Origin of the sequence: Leisingera sp. S132, from assembly GCF_025144465.1 — a bacterium.
Taxonomy (GTDB): Bacteria; Pseudomonadota; Alphaproteobacteria; order Rhodobacterales; family Rhodobacteraceae; genus Leisingera.
In genome coordinates, this window is record NZ_CP083553.1 from 3,888,224 (window position 1) to 3,910,915 (window position 22,692).

Annotated in this window: 20 protein-coding genes and 1 pseudogene; 10 read left to right on the plus strand and 11 right to left on the minus strand. The window is 61.2% G+C overall.

Annotation, left to right across the window (positions count from 1 at the left end; translation table 11 throughout):
- Positions 1-52 precede the first annotated feature (52 nt).
- Positions 53-829 (plus strand): aminoglycoside phosphotransferase family protein, encoded by a 777-nt coding sequence (locus K3725_RS19175; RefSeq protein ID WP_260018643.1) that lies wholly within the window; start codon positions 53-55, stop codon positions 827-829.
- Here K3725_RS19175 and K3725_RS19180 read toward each other — a convergent pair.
- From K3725_RS19180 to K3725_RS19200, 5 genes are all read right to left on the minus strand, one after another.
- A complete protein-coding gene (locus K3725_RS19180) occupies positions 802-2,121 on the minus strand; it encodes an FAD-binding oxidoreductase (protein WP_260016822.1) in 1,320 nt (439 codons plus the stop codon). The genes K3725_RS19175 and K3725_RS19180 overlap by 28 nt on opposite strands.
- The gene (locus K3725_RS19185; RefSeq protein ID WP_260016823.1) at positions 2,121-3,050 is read right to left on the minus strand and encodes an ABC transporter permease subunit; all 930 of its coding nucleotides are present in this window, start codon (positions 3,048-3,050) and stop codon (positions 2,121-2,123) included. The genes K3725_RS19180 and K3725_RS19185 overlap by 1 nt, the downstream gene beginning before the upstream one ends.
- Entirely contained in the window at positions 3,047-3,928 is an 882-nt protein-coding gene (locus K3725_RS19190) for an ABC transporter permease subunit (protein WP_260016824.1), read from the minus strand. Before K3725_RS19190 ends, K3725_RS19185 begins: the two co-directional genes overlap by 4 nt.
- Entirely contained in the window at positions 3,928-5,055 is a 1,128-nt protein-coding gene (locus K3725_RS19195) for an ABC transporter ATP-binding protein (RefSeq protein ID WP_260016825.1), read from the minus strand. Before K3725_RS19195 ends, K3725_RS19190 begins: the two co-directional genes overlap by 1 nt.
- Positions 5,056-5,172: 117 nt before the next feature.
- The gene (locus K3725_RS19200) at positions 5,173-6,261 is read right to left on the minus strand and encodes a polyamine ABC transporter substrate-binding protein (protein ID WP_260016826.1); all 1,089 of its coding nucleotides are present in this window, start codon (positions 6,259-6,261) and stop codon (positions 5,173-5,175) included.
- A 103-nt stretch (positions 6,262-6,364) separates the two neighbouring features.
- Here K3725_RS19200 and K3725_RS19205 point away from each other — a divergent pair, with 103 nt between their 5' ends.
- From K3725_RS19205 to K3725_RS19230, 6 genes and pseudogenes are all read left to right on the plus strand, one after another.
- Positions 6,365-7,090, plus strand: coding sequence for a GntR family transcriptional regulator (locus K3725_RS19205; RefSeq protein ID WP_260016827.1), 726 nt, complete (start codon positions 6,365-6,367; stop codon positions 7,088-7,090).
- 66 nt (positions 7,091-7,156) lie between these two features.
- A complete protein-coding gene (locus tag K3725_RS19210; protein WP_260016828.1) occupies positions 7,157-8,551 on the plus strand; it encodes an aspartate aminotransferase family protein in 1,395 nt (464 codons plus the stop codon).
- Positions 8,552-8,905: 354 nt separating this feature from the next.
- The gene (locus K3725_RS19215) at positions 8,906-10,006 is read left to right on the plus strand and encodes an ABC transporter ATP-binding protein (protein ID WP_260016829.1); all 1,101 of its coding nucleotides are present in this window, start codon (positions 8,906-8,908) and stop codon (positions 10,004-10,006) included.
- A gap of 79 nt (positions 10,007-10,085) precedes the next feature.
- On the plus strand, positions 10,086-11,186 hold the full coding sequence (locus K3725_RS19220; RefSeq protein WP_039184397.1) for an extracellular solute-binding protein: 1,101 nt from the start codon (positions 10,086-10,088) through the stop codon (positions 11,184-11,186).
- A gap of 80 nt (positions 11,187-11,266) precedes the next feature.
- Positions 11,267-12,538 carry an ABC transporter permease gene (locus tag K3725_RS19225; RefSeq protein WP_260016830.1) on the plus strand — a complete coding sequence of 424 codons (1,272 nt, stop codon included), beginning with the start codon at positions 11,267-11,269 and terminating at the stop codon, positions 12,536-12,538.
- 14 nt (positions 12,539-12,552) lie between these two features.
- A pseudogene (locus K3725_RS19230) lies at positions 12,553-13,398 on the plus strand (ABC transporter permease); the annotation flags it as partial.
- A gap of 129 nt (positions 13,399-13,527) precedes the next feature.
- Here the strand turns inward: K3725_RS19230 and K3725_RS19235 are convergent.
- Entirely contained in the window at positions 13,528-14,856 is a 1,329-nt protein-coding gene (locus tag K3725_RS19235) for a lytic murein transglycosylase (protein ID WP_260016832.1), read from the minus strand.
- A gap of 65 nt (positions 14,857-14,921) precedes the next feature.
- Complete coding sequence (locus K3725_RS19240) at positions 14,922-15,659, minus strand: YafY family protein (protein ID WP_260016833.1); 738 nt, start codon at positions 15,657-15,659, stop codon at positions 14,922-14,924.
- A gap of 133 nt (positions 15,660-15,792) precedes the next feature.
- On the opposite strand from K3725_RS19240, the gene K3725_RS19245 reads away from it, so the two are divergent.
- Both K3725_RS19245 and K3725_RS19250 read left to right on the plus strand, forming a co-directional pair.
- Entirely contained in the window at positions 15,793-16,446 is a 654-nt protein-coding gene (locus tag K3725_RS19245) for a glutathione S-transferase family protein (protein WP_260016834.1), read from the plus strand.
- Positions 16,443-16,865: a DUF1801 domain-containing protein gene (locus K3725_RS19250; RefSeq protein ID WP_260016835.1), complete on the plus strand. Its 423-nt coding sequence runs from the start codon at positions 16,443-16,445 to the stop codon at positions 16,863-16,865. Before K3725_RS19245 ends, K3725_RS19250 begins: the two co-directional genes overlap by 4 nt.
- A gap of 34 nt (positions 16,866-16,899) precedes the next feature.
- On the opposite strand, the gene rnr is transcribed toward K3725_RS19250, so the two are convergent.
- The 4 genes from rnr to dapE are packed head-to-tail and all read right to left on the minus strand — an operon-like array spanning position 16,900 to position 21,361.
- Positions 16,900-19,173 (minus strand): ribonuclease R, encoded by a 2,274-nt coding sequence (rnr, locus tag K3725_RS19255; protein ID WP_260016836.1) that lies wholly within the window; start codon positions 19,171-19,173, stop codon positions 16,900-16,902.
- 51 nt (positions 19,174-19,224) lie between these two features.
- Positions 19,225-19,797: a TIGR04282 family arsenosugar biosynthesis glycosyltransferase gene (locus K3725_RS19260; RefSeq protein WP_260016837.1), complete on the minus strand. Its 573-nt coding sequence runs from the start codon at positions 19,795-19,797 to the stop codon at positions 19,225-19,227.
- Positions 19,794-20,219, minus strand: coding sequence for a GNAT family N-acetyltransferase (locus K3725_RS19265; protein ID WP_260016838.1), 426 nt, complete (start codon positions 20,217-20,219; stop codon positions 19,794-19,796). The genes K3725_RS19260 and K3725_RS19265 overlap by 4 nt, the downstream gene beginning before the upstream one ends.
- Positions 20,216-21,361 carry a succinyl-diaminopimelate desuccinylase gene (dapE, locus tag K3725_RS19270; RefSeq protein ID WP_260016839.1) on the minus strand — a complete coding sequence of 382 codons (1,146 nt, stop codon included), beginning with the start codon at positions 21,359-21,361 and terminating at the stop codon, positions 20,216-20,218. The genes K3725_RS19265 and dapE overlap by 4 nt, the downstream gene beginning before the upstream one ends.
- Before the next feature lie 303 nt (positions 21,362-21,664).
- Here dapE and K3725_RS19275 point away from each other — a divergent pair, with 303 nt between their 5' ends.
- The gene (locus K3725_RS19275; protein ID WP_260018644.1) at positions 21,665-22,684 is read left to right on the plus strand and encodes a transporter substrate-binding domain-containing protein; all 1,020 of its coding nucleotides are present in this window, start codon (positions 21,665-21,667) and stop codon (positions 22,682-22,684) included.
- Positions 22,685-22,692 lie beyond the last annotated feature (8 nt).

Here is a 22,692-nt window from a genome sequence, read left to right on the forward strand (position 1 = left end):
TTTCTTTGCGCATTTATCCGCAATCGGGCTGCATGTTCCCGCCCCCCGGCGCCTGGCCGGCGGGCGGTCAAACCATGTCTGGCGGGCCGGGGCGCTGGTTATCAAGCTGTACGCCGAGGGCGGAGCCAACCCGCTGTTCTCCAATGATCCGGCACGGGAAGGGGCAATTCTGGCGGCGCTTTCAGGTACCGGAATGGTGCCGCCGTTGGTTCAGACCGGGACATTCGAGGGACAAAGGTGGCTGTGTTATGCGCATGTCAACGGCAGCCCATGGCAGGAAGACACAGCCCATGTGGCCCGGTTTCTGGGGCGGGTGCATGATTTGGCCGCGCCGCCTGGGCTGCCGGACGGTGTCAATGGCAGCGCCGCGCTGGAGCGGCAGACCCTTGATATTCTGAAAGAGTGCGAGGACGTGAAAGCGCTGGCTGGATTGCGTCCGCTGGGCAGGGTTCCGCCATTGCAGCAAAGGCAGCTGATCCATGGGGATCCGGTGCCTGGCAACCTGCTGGCGCATGATGGCACGCTGACGCTGATTGACTGGCAGTGCCCGCAGATCGGTGATCCGGCGGAAGACCTTGCGTTGTTCCTGTCTCCGGCAATGCAGCTGATGTACCGGGGGGAGCCGCTGACGAAATCGCAGGAAGACAGCTTTCTGCAGGCCTATCCTGATCCGCGGGTTGCGGGCAGAACCCTGGCTCTGATGCCGTGGTTTCACTGGCGGATGGCGGCCTATTGCCTGTGGCGGGCAGAGCGCGGCGGGGTGCGGGACTGGCAGGCCTATGAACTGGAGCGTGCCGCGCTTCAGTCCATCAGACCCAAAACCGCATAGGCTGGCGGCATCAATAGCCGGCGGGTGCGGCCAAATGGAAACCGCGGCAACTTGTGCACCGCCGGAGAATAGGGCAGCTCCGGTTGAATATCCTGCACCAGATCACTGAGAATGCGCCCGGCATAGCTGCCCATTGCAACGCCATTGCCGTGGTAGCAGAGACCGGCAAACAGGCCCGGATGACCCGGCACCGGCCCGATGAAAGGCACCAGATTGCGCGACAAGCAGACCATGCCGGACCAGCAATGGGTGGTTTCGACCTGATGCCACTCCGGGAACATTGCCTCGAAGTCTTGCCTTAGCTTGCGACGGATTCCGGCTTCGGCCCGGGGAGAGGACAACAGCCCGCCGCGCATCCCGAAAAGGAGCCTGTTGTCCGGCATCAGGCGGAAGTAGTGCAGCAGGTTGCGGGTGTCATAGGCCATCTGATGCGAAAACCAGCCCTGCGCCTGCAGCTCTGTTTCTGTCAGGGGGCGGGTCACCATGACCGTGGATTGTGCAGGCATGTACCGCCCGGCCAGCCAATCCGGCAAATCCTCCGAGGAATAACCGTTGGTGGCGATGATGACCTTGGATGCCTTCAAGGGTCCATTATTCGTCTCTATTTCATATCCGCTGCCGGCATGTCTGATAGAGCGGGCGGGGCTCCGCTGGTACAGTCTTGCACCGGCATTCGCGGCGGCGGCGGCCAGGCCGAACAGGTATTTGCGCGGGTTCAGCGCAAAGCCCACCGGTGTTGTCAGCGCGGCATGAAACCTGCCGTTAAGGCCGTGATCAGCCAGCTGGCGACGGGAGAGAAACTCCTGCTCTTCACCAGCTTTCCGCATTTCCTTTGCAATGGCTGACAGACGGCGTGCGGCTTTCTCATTGTGGGCCAGCTGGGTTTCCCCGCGCGAATGGGTGTCGGCGCTGATGCCGTGTGTTTCCAGCAGTTGGTCTACAAGGTCCACAGCGGCCACTTCGCTGGCGTCATAGGCGTCAGCGGCGGGCTTGCCGAAAACCCTGCGCATTGCGCCGCTCGACAGTTTCGAGCCGCCAAGGCAGCAGAACCCGCCATTGCGCCCGGAGGCGCCCCAGCCGGGAGTTTCTGCTTCCAGCAGGACTACTGAGGCACCGCTTTCAGCCAAATGCAGGGCCGCTGATACTCCAGTAAAGCCGCCGCCGATGATCGCCACATCGGCGGCAGTTTCTCCTTCCAGAACAGGCCAGTCCGGTGCCGGGATGGTCTCGTCCCACCAGCAGTTGCTGCGCGGGCCGGGACCATAGGCATAGCCGGAGAAGATCCGGCGCATCAGGTGCGCTCCGCAGCCTGTTCCTCACGCTTCTGCCGAGCCACCTGGTGCTTGGTCACCAGCGAGGCGGTGATGACGCCCACGGTGACGATCGAGATCATGATGGTCGACAGTGCGTTTATTTCGGGGCTGACGCCCAGGCGCACGGCCGAGAAGATCTTGATCGGCAGGGTGGTGGCCGAGGGACCGGAGGTAAATGAGGCAATCACCAGGTCATCCAGGGACAGGGTGAAGGCCAGCAGCCAGCCGGAAATCACCGCAGGCGCAATAATCGGCAGGGTCACCAGCCGGAACGCCTCCGCCGGCGAACAGCCCAGATCCAGAGCCGCTTCCTCCAGAGAGCGGTCGAAGGTCACCAGCCTGGAAGAGACCACAACTGAGACATAGCACATCGCAAATGTGGTATGCGCCAGCACGATTGTCAGAACGCCGCGCTCAAATTTCTCCGCAATGTTCAGATACTCTAAGAGAGACCATCCCATGCGCTCGTCAATTCCTTCAATGAACGGGTTCCAAACTTCGGCTGCGTAGAGAAAAATCGGAGAGATCATTGGTTCGATGCCGATGAACAACAGGAGCAGCGACAGGCCGGTGATCACCTCGGGCATCACCAGCGGCGCATAGATCATGCCGGAAAACAGCGTCCGCCCCATGAACCGCCCGCCGCGCACCAGCACATAGGCGGCAATGGTGCCCAGCACGGTCGCCATCGTGGAGGAGAACACTGCCACCTTGATGGTCACCCAGGCGGCGTTCAGGAACGCCTCATTCTGGAGCAATTCGCCGTACCACTTGGTCGAGAACCCGGCCCAGACGGTGACCAGCTTGCTTTCGTTGAAGCTGAAGATCACCAGAATGACCATCGGGATGTAGAGGAAGGCAAAGCCCAGGGTCAGCGATACGGCGTTAAACCAGCTCATACGGTTCATTGCTCTGCCTCCTGCTGTTTCTGTTGATGGCGTTGGAACAGCACGATCGGGACCACCAGCAGCAAGAGCAGCACCACCGCCACCGCAGAGGCCACCGGCCAGTCGCGGTTGGAGAAGAACTCCTCCCACAGCACCTTGCCGATCATCAGAGTGTCGGAACCGCCCAGCAGATAAGGGATCACAAACTCACCCAGCACCGGAATGAAGACCAGGAAACTGCCGGCGATGATGCCTGTTTTGGACAGCGGAATTGTCACCAGCCAGAAGGCGGTGAGGCGCGAGCAGCCAAGGTCCTCTGCCGCCTCGATCAGCGAGCCGTCCAGCCGTTCGAGCGCCGAATAGACCGGCAGGATCATAAACGGCAGATAGGTATAGACGATGCCGATGTAGACCGCGGAATTGGTGTTGAGGATGGTCAGCGGTTCGGAAACAATCCCTGTCCACATCAGAAACTGATTGAGGAACCCCTCGTTCGACAGGATGCCCATCCACGCATAGACGCGGATCAGGAAGGACGTCCAGAAGGGCAGGATCACCAGCATCATCAGGGTGGGGCGCCATTCTTCCGGTGCGCGCGCCATGCCATAGGCGATGGGGTAGCCGGCCAGCAGAGTGAAAAAGGTCGAGATAACCGCAATCTTCAGGGAACTGAGGTAGGCCTTCCAATATAGGTCATCTTCGGTAAGCCAGACGAAGTTCTCGAAATCCAGTTCCGCGATGAAGGCAGCGATGCCTTCGGCCCAGTCGAACTGCGGGACATAGGGCGGGATCGACACCGCATAGTCAGACAGGGAGATTTTAAGCACGATGGCAAATGGCACCAGGAACAGGGCCAGAAGCCAGACATAGGGGATGGCAATCAGGACAAAGCGGCGCATCAGTCGGCCAGCAGAACGCCTGCCGTGGCGGTCCAGGACAGCCAGACAGTGTCTTCCCAGGTAAAGGCGCGGCGGGCGATACGGCGGGTGTTGGCGGTCTGCGCCTTGATCACCGCGCCGGTGGGCAGTTCCACATGGTAAGTGGAGATATTGCCCAGATAGGCGATATCCAGAATGCGGCCCTGGACGGCGTTGTCCGCCCCGGCCGGCTGTTCGGCACTGATCGCTACTTTCTCAGGCCGGATAGCCAGATGGCATTTTTGACCATCGGAGAATGCATTCGGCGACTTCACCGTCAAAGGAGCGTGGCCTTCGTGCCAGGACATGGCGTATGCGTCGCTGCCGCTGGGCTTGGCCGTGCCTTCGATCAGGTTCACGTCGCCAATGAAATCGGCGACATAGACAGAGTTTGGATTTTCATAGATCCGGTCCGGTGTCGCCACCTGGATGATCTTGCCGTGATCCATTACTGCCACGCGGGAGGCCACGGTCATTGCCTCTTCCTGGTCGTGGGTCACGATCACAAAGGTGGTGCCGGTTTTCTCCTGAATGTCCATCAGTTCAAACTGGGTGTCCTGGCGCAGCTTCTTGTCCAGCGCGCCCAGCGGTTCATCGAGCAGCAGCAGCTTCGGGTGTTTGGCAAGTGAACGGGCGAGGGCAACACGCTGGCGCTGGCCGCCGGAAATCTGATGCGGCTTGCGGCGGGCGAATTTCTCCAGCCGGGTCAATTTCAGCATCGCCTCAACACGGTCGTCGATGTCGTGCTTTGGCATTTTCTCGCGTTTCAATCCAAAGGCGATGTTTTCCCAGACCGATAGATGCGGGAACAGCGCATAGGACTGGAACATCATGTTCACGGCCCGCTTGTTCGGCGGCACCGGTGCGATATCCTGGCCTGCCAGGAAAATCTTGCCTTCAGTCGGGGTCTCGAACCCGGCCAGCATCCGCATCAGTGTGGTCTTGCCGCAGCCGGACGGACCAAGCAGCGCATAGAACTCCCGCTCGTAGATGCCGATGGTCAGGTTGTCGATGGCGGTGAATTCACCATAACGTTTGGTGACGTTCTGGAAGTGAATCAAGGGCTTAGCCTCAGGATCATTCCAAGGTTCGAATACGGAAGCAGTCAAGCCGGGCCTCTTCTGCGAGTTGTCGCGCGGATGTCTCGAGGGGGCGCGCGAAGGAAACCCAGGCGCGTCAGGATTTGCGGGGCGCTGAAAACGCCCCGCCGGTCAAAGAGCGGCTGATCAGGTGCCGGATTTGACCTTGGTCCACATGCGGGTGGCCTTGCGCTGCACCTTCGCAGGATAGCTTTCTTTGATGTACAGGTTCTGGACAGTTTCTTCGTTCGGATAAATCGCGGGATCGCCGATCACATCCTCTTCCAGGAACTCCTGCGACGCCTTGTTGCCATTGGCGTAGTAAACGTAGTTGGACGCAGCGGCCATGTTTTGCGCGTCCATGATGAAATTCAGGAACTTATGGGCGCCTTCCGGGTTCGGGGCGTCGACCGGGATGGTCATCTGGTCAAACCACATCAGCGCGCCTTCCTTGGGGGCATTGTATTCGATCTCGACGCCGTTCTCGGCTTCCGCGGCACGGTCGCGCGCCTGCAGGATGTCGCCGGACCAGCCAAAGGCTACGCAGATGTCACCGTTGGCCAGGGCGTTGATGTATTCCGAGCTGTGGAACTTGGTGATATAGGGTCGCACGGCCAACAGAACCGGCTCAGCCTTGGCGACCACATCCGCGTCCATGCTGTTGGGATCTTCGCCGATGTATTTCAGTGCTGCCGGGATCATTTCATCCGGGGCGTCCAGGAAATGCACACCACAGCTTGCAAGCTTTTCCATGTTGGCCGGGTTGAACACCAGTTCCAGGGAGTCGATCGGAGCGTCCTCCCCCAGAACTTCCTTCACCTTGGCGACGTTCACGCCGATGCCCGTGGTGCCCCACATATAGTTGATGGAGTATTCGTTGCCGGGGTCATACTTTCCGGTACGCTCCTCGATCGCGTCCCACATGTTCCCCTTGTTCGGCAGTTTCGACGGGTCCAGCTTCTGGAAGGCGCCGGCCTGGATCTGGCGCGCCATGAAGGAGCCGGTCGGCACCACCACGTCATAGCCCGAGCCGCCCGCCAGCATCTTGGTCTCCAGAACCTCGTTGCTGTCAAAGACGTCGTAGATCAGGTCGATGCCGGTTTCCTTCTCGAACTTTTCCAGCAGGCCTTCGTCGATATAGTCCGACCAGTTGTAGACGCGAACCTCTTCCGCCGTGGCGGCGGCTGCCGTGCCAAGGGCAACGACGGCGGTCATGGTCATCGTTTTCAGTGTCATGAAATTCTCCCTGTGCATGCCGGCTTCCAGGTCCGGCTGTAAATGGATTTGATCAAGTTTTGCCGCGTTCGGCAATACTCTTTATGTTTTCACTTGGCTCAGGATGGTGCAAGCTGGCCAAAATCGAGGAGGAAACCCCCAGGTGACAGAGACCACTTCACCGCCCGCTGCGGCGCAGGAAAACCCGGCAAAACTGCCCGCGCATGAGATCGTTTATCAGAAGCTGAGAGCGCAGATTCTGTTCGGGGAGTTGGTGCCGGGCCAGGCCGTGACTATCCAAGGTCTGGTCGAGACGCTGGAGGCCGGCATGACGCCAGTGCGCGAAGCGATCCGGCGGCTTATCTCCGATGGCGCGCTGATGTTCCAGGGGAACCGCCGGGTGTCTGTGCCGCTGCTGGGAGCCGAAGATCTTGAAGAGCTCATTTTTGCCAGAAAAACAATAGAGTGTGAGCTTGCGCGCCGAGCTACGGTACAGATAAGCGCAGCGCATATCGAGGAGCTGGTCGCCATCGATCATGCGCTCGACAAGGCAATCGCCACCGGTGACGTCGCGGGCTACCTGGTGCAGAACTACAGCTTTCACACGGCGCTTTATTCACACGCAAACGCGCCCATTCTAAGCGATATTGCCGACCGTCTTTGGCTGCGCTTCGGCCCTTCGCTGCGGGTGGTCAGCGGCCGCCTGGGAACGCAGAGCTTCCCGGACCGCCATAAAGACATCCTTGATGCGCTGCGGCGGCAGGACCCGGAGATGGCTGCTTTGGCGATGGAACGGGATGTTTTTGAAGGCATGGAGCATGTGGTTCAGGGATTGCGGGCCGCGAACTGATTCGATTGACACCTGGGAATTTGATCATATTCTGGGGCCAATCAGTTTTTCTCAGGAGCGAGTCTCATGACCGTTATCACCAATCACATGCCGACAGCTGAGCTGCAGGCGCTGGACGCCGCCCACCACATGCATCCGTTCACCGCCAATGGTGAGCTGTCGCAGAAGGGCGCGCGCATCATCACCCGCGCGGATGGCGTGCACCTGACCGACAGCGAAGGCCATCAGATCCTCGATGCGATGGCGGGCCTTTGGTGCGTCAACATCGGCTATGGCCGCGAGGAGCTGGCAGAAGTGGCGGCCCGCCAGATGCGCGAGCTGCCCTATTACAACACCTTCTTTCAGACGACGCATGTGCCGGCCATCGCGCTGGCTGCGAAGATCGCCGAACTGGCGCCGGGTGACCTGAACAATGTGTTCTTTGCAGGCTCCGGGTCCGAGGCCAATGACACAAACATCCGCATGGTGCGCCACTACTGGGCGTTGAAGGGCAAGCCGTCGAAATCGGTGATCATCAGCCGCAAGAACGCTTATCACGGCTCCTCTGTCGGCAGCGGCTCTTTGGGCGGCATGAGCGGTATGCATGCCCAAGGCGGTATGCCGATCCCGGATATCCACCATATCAATCAGCCGAACTGGTGGGCCGAAGGCGGCGACATGCCCCAGGAAGAATTTGGCCTGCAGCGTGCGCGAGAACTGGAAGAGGCTATCCTGGAACTCGGCGAAGACCGTGTCGCGGCCTTCATTGCAGAGCCGGTGCAGGGTGCTGGCGGCGTCATTGTGGCACCGGACAGTTACTGGCCGGAAATCCAGCGGATCTGCGACAAGTATGAAATTCTGCTGATCGCGGACGAGGTGATCTGCGGGTTCGGGCGCACGGGTAACTGGTTTGGCTGCGAAACCTTGAACATCCGCCCTGATATCATGACCATCGCCAAGGGTCTCAGCTCCGGCTATGCGCCGATCGGCGGCTCGATTGTCAGCGATGAAGTTGCCTCAGTGATCGCGGGGGATGAGTTCAACCACGGCTACACCTACTCTGGCCACCCGGTGGCGGCCGCTGTTGCGCTGGAAAACCTGCGTATCCTAGAAGAGGAGAACATCCTCGGCCACGTGCGCGACGTGGCAGCGCCTTATCTCAAGCAGAAGTGGGAGGCTCTCACCGATCACCCGCTGGTGGGTGAGGCAAAGATTGTTGGGATGATGGGTTCGATTGCGCTGACCCCCAACAAGGACACCCGGGCCGCCTTCGCCTCTGATGCCGGGACCGTTGGATACATTTGCCGGGAGCGCTGCTTTGCCAACAATCTGGTGATGCGCCACGTGGGCGACCGGATGATCATCTCACCGCCGCTGGTGATCACGCCGGAGCAGATCGATGTGCTGATCGAGCGGGCCGTGAAATCGCTGGATGAATGCTACGCAGAACTGAAGAAGCAGGACCTGCTGCACAGCGCCTGATTCCCTTCTGAACAGCGCGCACGGCGCGACTCACATAGGCCCGGCAGCAATGCTGCCGGGCCTTTCTTCTTCGGTTTCAGGTGCAGATGTGTCGGTTTTCAGCCGGATTTTTGCTGAATGTGGCGCAAAATATCATAAGGGCGTCGCAATAAGTTCGATCAAGAGCGGCAGAACGGGACTAGGCTTCCGTTAGGGTATTCTTCTCCTTTTGAAGGCGGCCGAAGTATGAATTTCGTACGCTCACCGGTGAAAGAATATTTTTTTCATATCTAGCGCTTGATAGCGTTGGTGTGATTAACTTCGAATAAGTGCAGAGCAAATCTGCCGGAATGACAAAACTACGGGGAGCCTGCTTTGGCTGATGCGTCAAACGTTGATGCGTTCGTTGAATTCGAACGCGTCCAAAAGAGCTATGATGGCGAAAATCTCGTTGTCAAAGACCTCAACCTCACCATGCCCAAGGGTGAATTTCTGACCATGCTTGGCCCGTCCGGGTCCGGGAAAACCACCTGCCTGATGATGCTGGCTGGTTTCGAGACCGCGACCCATGGCGATATCCGTCTGGACGGGACATCGATCAACAACATTCCGCCGCACAAGCGCGGCATCGGCATGGTGTTCCAGAACTACGCCTTGTTCCCGCACATGACGATTGCGGAGAACCTCTCCTTCCCGCTGGAAGTCCGCAAAATGGGTAAGTCCGAGCGCGAGGAAAAGGTGAAGCGCGCTTTGGACATGGTGGAAATGGGTGCCTTTGGCGGCCGCCGTCCGGCACAGCTTTCGGGCGGCCAGCAGCAGCGGATCGCGCTGGCGCGTGCGCTGGTGTTTGAACCCGAACTGGTTTTGATGGACGAACCGCTGGGCGCGCTGGACAAGCAGCTGCGCGAAAAAATGCAGTTTGAGATCACCCATCTGGCCCACCGCTTGGGGATCACCGTGGTCTATGTGACCCACGACCAGACCGAGGCGCTGACCATGTCCGACCGCGTTGCCGTGTTCGACGATGGCCGCATCCAGCAGATTGCACCGCCGGACCAGCTGTATGAAAGCCCGGACAACAGCTTTGTGGCCCAGTTCATCGGCGAAAACAACACGCTCGAAGGCACCGTCAAGGAAATCAACAACGGTATCGCACTGGTTCAGCTGGACGATGGCGAATTGATTGACTGCAAGCCGGTCAACGTGTCCCGCCCCGGCGAGCGCACCCGCGTGTCAATCCGCCCGGAAAGGGTGGAATACAACAAGGACCGCCTGCAGGCAGGCGCTCATACGCTCAAGGCGGAAGTGCTGGAGTTCATCTATATGGGCGACATCTTCCGCACCCGTCTGCGGGTGGCCGGCAATGATGAGTTCATCATCAAGACCCGGAACGCTCCGGACCAAGTCCGTCTCCAGCCCGGTCAGCAGATCGAAATCGGCTGGCTGCCGGAAGACTGCCGCGCACTGGACGCCTGATCCGCGCGCGCCGAACCCCCGGCAGAAGAACGACCGGGGGGTTCTCACTTCTGTGAATTTCAACAAGGAGAGACTCTCTATGAAACTCAGCAAACTGTCTGCATTGGCAATGACAACTGCCCTTTGCGCCCCTTCAGCTTTCGCTGAAGAAATGGCCAATGAGCTGACTCTGGTATCCTGGGGCGGCGCCTACCAGGCCAGCCAGCAAAAAGCCTATGTGGAGCCCTACCTGGCCGCTAATCCCGACGTGAAGGTGATCTGGGATGAAAGCTCTGCCGAAGCCGTGGCCAAGATCCGTGCCATGAATGAAGCCGGCAACGTGACCTGGGATTTGGTGGATGCCGTGGCCTCTGACTCCATGCGCCTTTGCGACGAAGGCCTGGCGGAAGAGATCAACCATGACGAGGATCTGGCTGCTGCTCCCGATGGCACCCCGGCGTCTGAAGACTTCGGCGACCTGATCGTCAGCGACTGCTTCGTTCCGCAGATCGTTTATTCAACCACCTTCGGCTATCGCACCGATCTGATCGACACGCCGGACACTGTCTGCGCAATCTTCGACACCGAGAAATACCCGGGCAAGCGCTCGCTGCAGAAGCGTCCGATCGACAACATGGAATGGGCGCTGTACTGCGATGGTGTGGCCAAGGATGACATCTACGACGTGCTGAGCACCGACGAAGGTGTTGAGCAGGCTCTGGCCAAACTCGACACCATCAAAGACCAAGTGGTCTGGTGGACCGCGGGCGCGGAAACCCCGCAGCTGCTGGCTGACGGCGAAGTGGTGATGGGCTCAACCTTCAACGGCCGCCTGTTCTCGGCGATTGCCGAACAGGGCCAGCCGATCGGCATGCTCTGGGACATGCAGTCCTTTGACCTCGACGGCTGGGTTGTTCCGGCGGGTCTCCCGGCAGACCGCAAGGCGCGCGTGATGGACTTCCTGAAGTTCGCCACCGACACCCAGCGTCTGGCTGACCAGGCGGCCTACATCTCCTACGGCCCGGCCCGCGCCTCCTCGGCGCCGCTGGTTGGCAAGCACGCCGAACTGGGCATCGACATGGCACCGCACATGCCGACCGACCCGGCGAACTCTGCCAACGTCCACGTCTATGACTACGAGTGGTGGGCGGACAACCGCGATGACCTGAACGCCAAGTTCCAGGCATGGCTGGCCAAGTAATCTGACTCTTCCGAGACCGCAGGGGGCCTGCTGCATTCAGGCCCCCTGCCCAAAAAAATAAAGACCCGACGGGGAACCCTATGACTGACATTAGCCACTCCGGCCCGGTACTGGCCGCGGACGGCACGCCGCTGAAGCGCAGCCTGGCGCGGGCACTGCGGATGCAGAAACTGCGCGCGCTGATGCTGATTGCGCCGCTTTTGCTGTTCATCCTTGTGACTTTCATTCTGCCGGTGGCAGACATGCTGTTCCGCTCGGTGGAGAACCGGATCGTCCAGGACACGCTACCCCAAACGGTCGAAGCGCTGGCAGATTGGGATCCGGCGTCAGGACAGTTGCCTGACGAGGCCGTGTTTGCTGCGATGGCTGCCGACCTCCAGGTCGCCGCCGAACAGAAAACCCATACCAAGGTCGCAAAGCGCCTTAACTACGAGAACCCGGGGCTGTCGTCGGTGTTTCGTAAATCCGGGCGGAAAGTCAAGAAATGGGATCTCGCCACCGACGGCCCGTTCCGCGAAAAGCTGATCGAAATCGATGATGGCTGGGGCGACATTGAGCTGTGGCGCACCATCAAGACCTATTCCGGCACTTTCACTTCCGGCTACTTTTTGAATGCTGTTGACATGCAGCTGGGCGCTGAAGGCCCGGAGATCCGGCCAGAGAATGAGCGGATCTACAACACCATGCTGGTCCGCACCATGCGGATGTCCCTGATCATCACTTTCAGCTGTATCTTGCTGGGCTACCCTGTCGCGTGGATCCTGGCCAACCTGCCGGCGCGCAAGGCGAACCTTCTGCTGATCCTGGTGCTGCTGCCCTTCTGGACCTCTCTTCTGGTGCGGACCTCGGCCTGGAAGATCCTGCTGCAGCAGCAGGGCGTGATCAACGACACTCTTGTTTGGATCGGCCTTGTGGATGATGCCAACCGGTTGGTTCTGATCAACAACGAGCTCGGCACGATTATCGCGATGACGCACATCCTGCTGCCGTTCATGATCCTGCCGATGTACTCCGTCATGCAGACCATCAACCCGTCCTACCTGCGCGCCGCCAAGTCGCTGGGCGCGACTGACTGGACCGCCTTCTGGCGGGTCTATTTCCCGCAGACCGTGCCGGGTATCGGCGCAGGGTCGATCCTCGTCTTCATCCTGGCCGTGGGCTACTACATCACTCCGGCCCTGGTCGGCGGCACCAAGGGCACCTTCATCTCCAACCTGATTGCCTACCATATCTCGACCTCCGGTAACTGGGGCCTGGGTGCGGCGCTTGGCGCAATCCTTCTGGCGGTCGTCCTGCTCCTCTACTGGGTCTACGACAAGGTCGTCGGCATCGACAACGTTAAGCTGGGATAACCGATATGAGCGCACTTCCTCCTTATGCGACCGTTGGCCAGCGCACCTGGCACTACACTTTCCGGGTGATCTGCGGGCTGGTCTTCTTCTTCCTGATCGCACCGATCGTGGTGATTATCCCGCTCAGCTTCAACGCGCAGGATTTCTTCACCTTTACCCCGGAGATGCTGCGGCTGGACCCGGAAGGCTACTCGCTGAAGCACTACCGCGATTTCTTCAGCAATGACTCCTGGCAGTCTGCGATGTGGAATTCGCTCAAGATCGCGCCGATGGCGACCATCGTTTCGGTCACCTTCGGCACGCTGGCCGCCATCGGTCTCAGCCAGCCGCATGTGCCGTTCCGCCGGGCGATTATGGCGATCCTGATTTCGCCGATGATCGTGCCGCTGATCATCTCCGCGGCCGGCATGTACTTCTTCTACAGCCGCATCGGCCTGCAGGGGACCTACATTGGCGTGGTTCTGGCACATGCCGCTCTGGGTATCCCCTTTGTGATCATCACGGTGACGGCGACGCTGGTGGGTTTTGACCGCTCGCTGACCCGGGCCGCGGCCAACATGGGCGCCGATCCGGTCACCACCTTCTTCCGAGTGCAAATGCCGCTGATCCTGCCGGGGGTGATCTCGGGCGGCCTGTTCGCCTTCATCACCTCCTTCGACGAAGTGGTTGTGGTGCTGTTTGTCGGCTCGGCCGGGCAAAAGACACTGCCCTGGCAGATGTTCATCGGCCTGCGCGAGCAGATTTCGCCAACCATCCTGGCTGTGGCGACGATCCTGGTTGCGATCTCCATCATGCTGCTGGCGACGGTGGAAATGCTGCGCCGCCGCTCCGAGCGCCTGCGCGGAATGTCTCCCAGCTGATCACCGCAACAATCATCAAACACAAAAGGCCCCGCAATGCGGGGCCTTTTCCTTTGTTCATCCGGCCAGAAATATCCCGTGGGTGAATTGGCCTCTAGACCCAGAGGGGGCAGGTTCCTTCCGCCAGTGTTAACGCAGCCGCTGCAACAGCCGCAGCGAGGCGTACCCGTCCGGCGTCAGCCCGTTTGCAACCTGATAGGCGCGCACTGCCCCGATGGTCTTGGGCCCGATCTTGCCGTCGATGCCGTCGGTATCGAACCCGGCGCTGGTCAGCCGCTGCTGCATCTCTTCGCGCTCTGCCAGGGACAGCGACCGGTCGCCGCGCGGCCAGCTGCCTTGGATCGACGCGCCGCCCCTGATCCGGTCAGCCAGATGGCCGACCCCGATCACATAGGCATCCGCAGTGTTGTAGCGTTCCAGCACAGCGAAATTCCGGAAGATCATAAAGACCGCGCCCTCGCTGCCCGCAGGCAGCAGGATTGAGGCAGGCCCGTGATCCTTCACCGTACGCCCATCCAGCCCCTTGATGCCGAGCGCCGCCCAGTCCGAGGGCGATTTCTCAATCTCGCGATCCGCCAGAGTGTAATCAAACCCCTTGGGTAGGGTCACTTCCACCCCCCAGGGCTGACCTTTCACCCAGCCAAACTGCTTCAGATACGCGGCAGTAGACGCCAGCGCGTCAGCCGGGTTGTCCGACCAGATATCCCGCTTGCCGTCGCCGGTGAAATCCACCGCGTAGTCCAGATATGATGTCGGAATGAACTGGGTATGGCCCATTGCCCCGGCCCAGCTGCCGGTCATCTTGCGGGCAGCAACATCACCTGCCTGCAGGATCTTCAGCGCCGCAACCAGCTGACCCTCAAAGAACTCCCCGCGCCGCCCGTCAAAGGCCAGGGTCGCAAGTGAGCGGACCACATCCATCTTGCCGCGGAAGGTGCCATAGCTGCTTTCCAGCCCCCAGATCGCAACCACAATCTCTTTCTCGACGCCATACTTGGCCTCGATCTGATCCAGCCGCACCTGCTGGTCGCGCAGCGCTGCCTTTCCATTCTTCACCCGCAGATCCGAGGCCGCACTGTCCAGGTAGTCCCAGATCGTCTTGGTGAACTCTGACTGGTTGCGGTCGCGGCGGATCACTTCGGGATCATAGCTCACGCCGTCAAAGGCACTGTCCAGAACCGGTGTGCTGATGCCCTGAGCCAAGGCGCGGTCTTTGAATTCCGTGATCCATTCCTTGAAGCTGACTTCAGCTGCAGCCTGTTCCACCGCGGCTTGCTGGAGTGCGGCTGGCCTAGCGACCGGTCTCAAGATTGTGGCAGACGCCAGCTGATAGTTTTCACCTTGCCCCTCCTGTTTCGCGGCCCCGGGCCGATCGGCGGGCCTCAAGGAGTTGTCCGTCGCGGCCTCTGCCGCCATTGCACTGCCTGCCACCAGCGATACAGCTACCCATTTGCGCATGATGCACCTCGTTATTCACTGCCCAGCTCCAGTTTAGCGACAGCGCGAACCGGGTAAAGAGGTCACTACTGGCGTGTGCGGGGTGCCGCCTGCCTGTCCTGCTGACGATGCTCTTGCCGGTGCTCTTGGCGCATCTGTTCCAAGGCCTCCCGCAGCATCGGCACCCGGCGCGGGCGGAAACTCTGCTCCGTCACCTCAAGCCCGCGCATCCGGTCCAGCCGGAACACCCGCACCGCCTGACGCAGGCAGCACCAGGCAATCAGCACGGTCGAGCGGTCGAAATAAACCACGCTCAGCGGTTTTACCTGACGCTCGGTCACTGCGCCGTAGCCGTCCGTGTAACCAAACCGCACCTCGACCTCGTCCCATGCGGCCTGACGCAGGTCCTGTGCGGAAATCGCGGGCGGAATCGGGCGTTCGAACCGGTAGGGCGCCAGCACCGCGTGGCGCAGCCGGTGCGCCTGTCTCGGTGGCAGCCGCGCCTGCAGCTTGCGCAAGGCTTCAGAGGCCGCGGTGGCCAGCTCCGGGTCGCCGATCAGTTCCACTTCGCGCAGACCCAGCACCAGTGCCTCCAGTTCCGTGTCCCGGAAACCCATCGGCGGCAGCGCATTGTCCTCAATCAGGGTAAAGCCGTATCCCGCCTCGCCGTCGATCACTGCGCCCATCTCGCGCAGGGTCGCAATATCGCGATGGATGCTGCGGGCCGACACGCCCAGTTCCTCCCCCAGCCGAGCTGCGGTATGCGGGCCGGGCCCCAGGCGCAGGGCCTGCATCAGCTGGAAGAGGCGGTGAGTTCGGGACATGCCTGATCATCCTATGCACTAATGACAGTAATTGTCATCAGGCGGGCGTAGAGAAAGGAGAGCAAACACAACAAACAGGATTTCAGCAATGCTTTCCCTCCTCACATTCCCCAGCGGTTTCGGTTTGTTCAGCATGAGCCCCTTCTGCATCAAATCCGCCTTGATGCTGGAGCTGTCCGGCCAGCCCTGGCAGCGCAGCGATATGCTGGACCCAACCGAAATGCCGCACCGGAAGCTGCCGGTTCTTGCGACGCCGGATGGACAGATTGCCGACAGCGACGGCATCCGCGACTGGCTGGAAGGGCAGGGGGCCGATTTCGACACAGGGCTGGATGCGGCCTCCCGCGCCCACGCCCGCGCCTGGGTGCGGCTGGCGGAATACCACTTGGGCCTGCACCTGCTGCAAATGCGCTGGAATGACGACACGGTCTGGCCCGAGGTGCGGGATCAGATCTTCCAGCCGGTTCCCGAACCCATGCGCGAGGAAATCAGCGCCCCGGTCAGAAAGGAAATCCAGAATGGGCTGCAGTGGCAGGGCCTCGCACGTTTCACCGAAGCGGAGCGGATGCACCGGCTGGAGCAGGACCTGAAGCCTATCTCCGTGCTTGCCAGTGAACGTCCGTTCCTGATGGGCGGCAACATCACCTCTGCTGACTTGAGCGTGGCGCCTTTCCTGATTTCCATGCTGCACACTTCTGAGGCTTCGGCAGTCAGCAGACGCTTGCGGGGCGACAAGATTCTGTGCGCCTATCTGAGCCGAGTATTTGAAACGGTGCCCCTGCCATGACGCCCGCCTTTGCCACTCCGGAGATCGAGGCCGCCTTTGCGGCCTCTGATCCGCTGGCGCGGGAGGGGTTGCTTAGGCTCCGGCAGCTGGTGTTTGAAACCGCCGCCGCAACGCCAGAAGCCGGGCGGGTAGAGGAAGTGCTGCGCTGGGGACAGCCGTCTTACGTTACGCCTGAGACCAAGACGGGTTCCACCGTCCGGCTGGGGGTGCCGAAGGGCGCGCGCTTTGCGCTCTTTGTGCATTGCCAAAGCCGCTTGATTCCGGAGTTTGCCTCGGCATTCCCTGCCTGGGACCGGTTTGAGGGGACTCGCGCCGTGCTGTTTGACGACCCGCGGGATGTGGAGCCGCTGCGTCACGGCTGGCTGATCAAGCGGGCGCTGACCTACAAGATCCGCGCGCCGCTGGATATTCCGGCATAGAAAAACACCAGCCTGTCCCCGCAGGGACAGGCGATCATTTCCGCCGTTTACGTTCCACCTTTCGTTTCACCTTGGCGGCCTTGTGCTTGGATTTGGCCGCCTTGCGCTTCACGGTGCGGCCTGCCGGGCTGCGGCGGCCGCGCTGGCCTCCGCCGGCGGGCATCGGGACCTCCTCCAGCGCCAGGAGCTCCAGCTCCAGCCCGCCGGTGACAGGCGCCGCCTGGGTCAGCCGCACCGTCACCCGCTGTCCGATGGTCAGGGTCATACCGGTGTCAGCGCCGGTCAGTGTTCCGGACTGGGCGTCAAAATGGAAGAACTCCCGCCCGATGGACCGCACCGGGACCAGCCCGTCGGCGCCGGTCTCGTCCAGTTTCACAAAAGCGCCGAAGCGGGCAATACCGCTGATCCTGCCTTCGAATTCATTGCCCACCCGCTCGCTCAGGTAGGATGCCAGATAGCGGTCGGTGGTGTCGCGCTCCGCAATCATCGAGCGCCGCTCGGTGTCGGAGATATGGGTTGCCGTATCTTCTAGCCGATCGATCTGAGCCTCATCAAGCCCGTCATCGCCCCAGCCGTGCGAGGAGATCAGTGAGCGGTGCACGATCAGGTCGGCGTAGCGGCGGATCGGCGAGGTGAAATGCGCGTAGTTGCGAAGCGCTAGGCCGAAATGCCCGAAGTTCTCGGGATTGTAGTAGGCCTGCTGCATCGAGCGCAGGGTGGAGATGTTGATCAGTTCTGCATCATCCGTCCCCGCGGCCTGGTTCAAGAGCGCATTCAGGTGCCGTGTCTGCAGCACTTGCCCCTTCGCCAGGCTAAGGCCCGCCGCCTGTGCGGTCTCGCGCAAGCTTTCCAGCTTTTCTTGTGCCGGTTCTTCGTGCACCCGGAACAATAGCGGTGAGCGTTTCTTGATCAGCGCTTCCGCGGCGGCGACATTGGCGAGGATCATGAACTCCTCGATCAGCTTGTGCGCGTCCAGCCGGTCACGGAAAGCGACAGAGGTAACATGGCCGTCGTCATCCAGCACGATCTTGCGCTCGGGCAGGTCCAGATCCAGCGGCTCCCGTGCGGCTCTTGCCTTTGTTAGAGCCTTATATGCGGCAAACAGCGGCTTGATCACATCATCCAGCAGCGGCGCGGTCTTGCCGTTCGCATTGCCGTCTTGCGCCTCCTGCACCTCGGCGTAATTGAGCGAGGCCACAGATTGCATAAGCCCGCGCACAAATTTGTGGGCAATCTTGTTGCCCTCGGCATCCACCTGCATCCGCACCGCGATACAGGCCCGCGGCACGCCTTCGTGCAAGGAACACAGGTCGCCGGACAGACGGTCCGGCAGCATCGGCACCACCCGGTCGGGAAAATAGCTGGAATTACCGCGCTTCTTCGCCTCGCGGTCCAGCGCCGAGCTGGGGCGCACATAGGCGGCGACATCGGCAATCGCCACCCAGATCACATGGCCACCGGGGTTCTTGGGGTCGTCATCGGCGTGGGCATAACAGGCGTCGTCATGATCGCGCGCGTCTGCCGGATCGATGGTGACCAGCGGCAGTTCCCGCAGGTCCTCGCGGCCCTTCAGGCCCACGGGCTTGGCCGCATCAGCCTCTGCCATCACCGGATCGGGAAAATGATCAGGGATGCCGTGCTGATGAATGGCGATCAGCGACACCGCCTTGGGGGCGGTCGGGTCGCCGAGCCGTTCCACGATGCGTGCGCGCGGCAGGCCCATCCGGCCCTTGGGGCCGGCCTGCTCGGCCTCGACCAGTTCGCCGTCTCGGGCGCCGTTGACCGCATCTGGCGCCACCATCCATTCGTTCGACGCAGCCTTGTCGATCGGTACGATCCGCCCGCCCTCAGACCCTTTGCGGAAGATGCCCAGAACGCGCTTGGGGTTGGTCCCGATCCGGCGGATCAGCCGCGCCTCGTAATTGTGGTCCTGGTCCGGGACCATCTGCAGCTTCACCAGGATCTTGTCGCCCTCTCCCAGTGCCGGGTCCGAGGGTTTGGTCAGGATCAGGATAATGGGTTCCACGCCCTCGCCATGCCATTCCAGCGGACGCCCGTACAGGTCGCCATCCTCGTTTGGCGCCTTGATCTGCAGCACCGTCACCGGCGGCAGCTGATCCGGGTCGCGGTAGGTTTTCTTGCGCTTCTGCAAATGCCCTTCCGCCTCCAGCTCCTTGAGGATGCGCTTGAGGTCGATGCGGTCCGCGCCCTTGATGCCAAAGGCCTTGGCAATGTCGCGCTTGGAGGTATGGGTCGGGTTAGCGGAGATCCAGTCGAGGATTTCGGCCTTGGAGGGAATACGGCTCATACGTCCCGCGTAGCATGGAGCGGGAGCGGCGTCATGGTGAAAAGCGAAACGTCAGCGCTGCGGCAGATCGGCGGCGGTGTCGACGTCCTTGAGGGTGTCGGTCAGCGCGATGCGCCAGCCGGGCAGTGTGTTTAGCGTGTCGGCCAGTGCATGTTCGCTGGACCAGCGGACATTTTCGAACATGCCTTTTGGCAGGCGGGATGGATGCTTTGCGCCCACCAGCCAATAACCGCCGTCCGCTGCCGGACCAAAAACCGCGTCATGACCGCCAAGGGCTGCAAAGGCGCGGGCGATATGGGCCCGGGTGATGCCGGGGATGTCGGCGCCGATCAGGCAGGCGGACCCAGGAGCAGCCCGCAGCATCCGTTTCATTCGTTGTCCCAGATCACCGCCACCTTGCGGCAGGCGGGGCAAATCAGCGGGCCAGGCTTTTGAAGCGGCTGCGGTATCCGGTGCCACCGCCAGCACAATCTGCCAGCGCGGGTCGCGCAGCCGGCGGATCAGCCGGGCAGACTGATGGCGGAACCACCAGGTGGCCGGGATCACGCCAATATCCCGGCCCAGCCGGGTCTTGACCCGTCCGGGGCGCGGTTCCTTGAGCATGATGAACAGGGTGCGTTTCACGTGAAATCGCGCACCATGTCCCGATGGTCGATGCCAGCATCGTCATAGACCGGGCCAACGGCAGTGAAGCCAAGTTTTTCATAGAAGCCGAGCGCATGGATCTGTGCGCCAAGCTTGGCCTTGGTTACGCCGGGATGTGCTTGTGCGGCATCCACGGCAGCCTCAACCAACTTGGCGCCAAGCCCGGTGCCGCGGGCAGACGGCAGTACACAGACCCGGCCGATCTTGGCGGCATTCCCACGGAACACAATCCGTGCCGTCCCAACCGGGACACCTTCTTGCAGCGCCAGAAGATGGGTGGCAGCGGCGTCCAGGTCGTCCTGTTCCTCCTCCACCGGCACACCTTGCTCTTCCACGAACACTTGGTGGCGCAAGGCAAAGCATGTCTTGAGATCCCCGGAGACCGAAATGCTCAGGCTCATGCGAAATAGTCCTGCAGGATGCGGCTATAGATGGCTTTCAGCTGGTGAATCTGGGCGACCTCGACCCGCTCGTCCACCTGGTGCATGGTCTTGCCAACCAGGCCGAATTCCACAACCGGGCAGTGGTTTTTCACAAACCGCGCGTCGGAAGTGCCGCCGGTGGTCGACAGTTCAGGAACTTTCCCGGTCTCTGCCTCAACCGCTTTGGAGACCAGCTCCGACAGCGCGCCCGGCGGGGTGATGAAGCTCTCGCCGGAGATCTTCACCTTCATCCCGGTTTCCACACCGAATTCCGCAGCCACTTTGTCCGCCTCACCCTGCAGCCACTCTGTCAGGCCGGCCCCGGAATGGGCGTCGTTGAAGCGGATGTTGACGGCAGCGGTGGCCTGCGCCGGGATCACGTTGGTGGCGGTGTTGCCGGTGTCGATGGTGACGACGGCCAGGGTGGAGGCGTCAAAGTGTTCAGTGCCCTGGTCCAGTTCATGGATGGCCAGCCGGTCCATCAGACGTGCCATTGCGGTCAGCGGATTGTTGGCACGGTGCGGGTAAGCCGAATGCCCTTGCACACCGGTCACCGTGAACCAGGCCGTCATCGAGCCGCGGCGGCCGATCTTGATCATCTCGCCCATCTCGCTGGGGCAGGTGGGCTCGCCCACCAGGCAGACCGACATCTGCTCGCCCGCATCTGCCATGTAGTCCAGAAGCGCGGTGGTTCCGTCGACGGCATCGCCTTCCTCATCGCCAGTGATGGTCAGGATGATGGCGCCATCCGGCGGGGTGTCCCGCACAAGGTCCACAGCGGCCGCGGCAAAGGCGGCAACACCGGACTTCATGTCGGTGGCGCCGCGGCCGTACATGAAGCCGTCCTTCTCCTCGGCCCCAAAGGGAGGCATGGTCCAGGCAGCTTCATCCCCGAGCGGCACCACATCGGTGTGGCCGTTAAAGCCAAAGGTTTTGGCGTGGCCCTTGGCGCCCCAGCGGGCAAACAGGTTGCTGACTTCGCCGCGGTCGGCGCGGGTGCAGGTGAAACCTGCTTCGCTCAGCAGCTTTTCCAGCAAAACCAGCGCGCCGCCCTCCTCGGGCGTGACCGACGGGCAGCGGATCAAGTCGGCGGTCAGGCGGGCGGGATCGGTTTGCGGCATCGGCTGGCTCCTCAGGTTCCGGGTGGCACAGGCCTAGCCCGGATTGCGGCGCGGTGCAATTCACAGCCCGGGCACTGAAACGGGCAAGACCTTGACGGGCAACGCCGGACATGCCGTGGCCGTCATGCAATTTGTAACGGCCGTCCCGGCTGCCTGCCGGACACACATCCGGCGGCAATTCTGCCTCTGCGGCCAAACCGCTTGCGTGAAAAAGGTGATCCGCCTAAGGACGTTGAAACTCTATCAGAGGCCAAACCGAGCGTTTCCGTGCTGTACTCCCGCCTGATCACCGCTGCTCTTTTCATGCTTTGGGGGCAAATGCTCTCTGCGCAGGTTCTGACCGTCAATACCGTGACCCGGCCGCCGTTCTCCATGGTCGAGGAAGGGCGCGATACCGGATTCTCGCTGGAGCTGCTGAAGATCCTCGCCGAGCGGCTGGATCTGGAATACCGCATCAACCGCACCGGCAGTTTTGCAGAAATGCTGGACGGCGTCCGCAACGGTGAGGCGGATCTGGCAGCGGCCAATATTTCGATCACGGCCTCACGCGAAATCCAGATGGACTTCAGCCATCCGATCTTTGAAAGCGGCCTTCAGATCATGGTGCAGGCCGATGATATCCGTGAGCCGTCGCTGTTGCGGGCGCTGTTGTCCTGGGACCTGGCCGCCGCCATCGGCATCGCCTTTCTGCTGCTGTTCGGAGGCGGCATGATGATGTGGGCGTTTGAACGCCGCGCCCAACCCTACTTCGACCGCCCGCTGAAAGAGGCCTGGTTTCCGTCCTTCTGGTGGGCGTTGAACCTGGTGGTGAACGGCGGGTTTGAGGAACGGGTGCCGCGCACGCCCATCGGCCGCATGTTCGGCGTGCTGCTGGTGATCTCGTCGCTCTTCATCGTCTCCATCTTTGTTGCCAAGATTACTGCGGTTATGACAGTCGAAGCCATCAGCGGCTCAGTGAACTCTGTCAATGACCTCTACGGCAGGTCCGTCGGCACTATCGGCGGCTCCACCGCTTCAGGGTTCCTCGACCGGCGCGAGATTGATTATGCCGCCTTTGCAGGTTTGGAAGAGATGCTTGCCGCGTTTGAGGCATCTGAGGTCAAGGCTGTGGTCTTTGATGCGCCGGTGCTGAAGTTTTACGAGCAGCAGGGCGGGCATAAATACGGGCAAACCATCGGCCAGCCATTCCTGCGGGAAAATTACGGGCTGGTTTTCCCGGCCGGATCGCCTCTGGTAGAAGAGGTGAATCAGGTTCTCCTGACGATGCAGGAGGACGGCAGCTATGACGCCCTCTACCGTAAATGGTTCGGCAGTCAGAACTGACGCTGGCG

Bases quoted from the DNA above. Each gene is read 5' to 3' on its own strand.
- K3725_RS19180 (WP_260016822.1), bottom strand. From the start codon at position 2,121: ATGCGCCGGATCTTCTCCGGCTATGCCTATGGTCCCGGCCCGCGCAGC.
- K3725_RS19185 (WP_260016823.1), bottom strand. From the start codon at position 3,050: ATGAACCGTATGAGCTGGTTTAACGCCGTATCGCTGACCCTGGGCTTT.
- K3725_RS19190 (WP_260016824.1), bottom strand. From the start codon at position 3,928: ATGCGCCGCTTTGTCCTGATTGCCATCCCCTATGTCTGGCTTCTGGCC.
- K3725_RS19200 (WP_260016826.1), bottom strand. From the start codon at position 6,261: ATGACACTGAAAACGATGACCATGACCGCCGTCGTTGCCCTTGGCACG.
- K3725_RS19205 (WP_260016827.1), top strand. From the start codon at position 6,365: ATGGTGCAAGCTGGCCAAAATCGAGGAGGAAACCCCCAGGTGACAGAG.
- K3725_RS19210 (WP_260016828.1), top strand. From the start codon at position 7,157: ATGACCGTTATCACCAATCACATGCCGACAGCTGAGCTGCAGGCGCTG.
- K3725_RS19220 (WP_039184397.1), top strand. From the start codon at position 10,086: ATGAAACTCAGCAAACTGTCTGCATTGGCAATGACAACTGCCCTTTGC.
- K3725_RS19225 (WP_260016830.1), top strand. From the start codon at position 11,267: ATGACTGACATTAGCCACTCCGGCCCGGTACTGGCCGCGGACGGCACG.
- K3725_RS19235 (WP_260016832.1), bottom strand. From the start codon at position 14,856: ATGCGCAAATGGGTAGCTGTATCGCTGGTGGCAGGCAGTGCAATGGCG.
- K3725_RS19240 (WP_260016833.1), bottom strand. From the start codon at position 15,659: ATGTCCCGAACTCACCGCCTCTTCCAGCTGATGCAGGCCCTGCGCCTG.
- K3725_RS19245 (WP_260016834.1), top strand. From the start codon at position 15,793: ATGAGCCCCTTCTGCATCAAATCCGCCTTGATGCTGGAGCTGTCCGGC.
- K3725_RS19250 (WP_260016835.1), top strand. From the start codon at position 16,443: ATGACGCCCGCCTTTGCCACTCCGGAGATCGAGGCCGCCTTTGCGGCC.
- rnr (WP_260016836.1), bottom strand. From the start codon at position 19,173: ATGAGCCGTATTCCCTCCAAGGCCGAAATCCTCGACTGGATCTCCGCT.
- K3725_RS19265 (WP_260016838.1), bottom strand. From the start codon at position 20,219: ATGAGCCTGAGCATTTCGGTCTCCGGGGATCTCAAGACATGCTTTGCC.
- dapE (WP_260016839.1), bottom strand. From the start codon at position 21,361: ATGCCGCAAACCGATCCCGCCCGCCTGACCGCCGACTTGATCCGCTGC.
- K3725_RS19275 (WP_260018644.1), top strand. From the start codon at position 21,665: ATGCTTTGGGGGCAAATGCTCTCTGCGCAGGTTCTGACCGTCAATACC.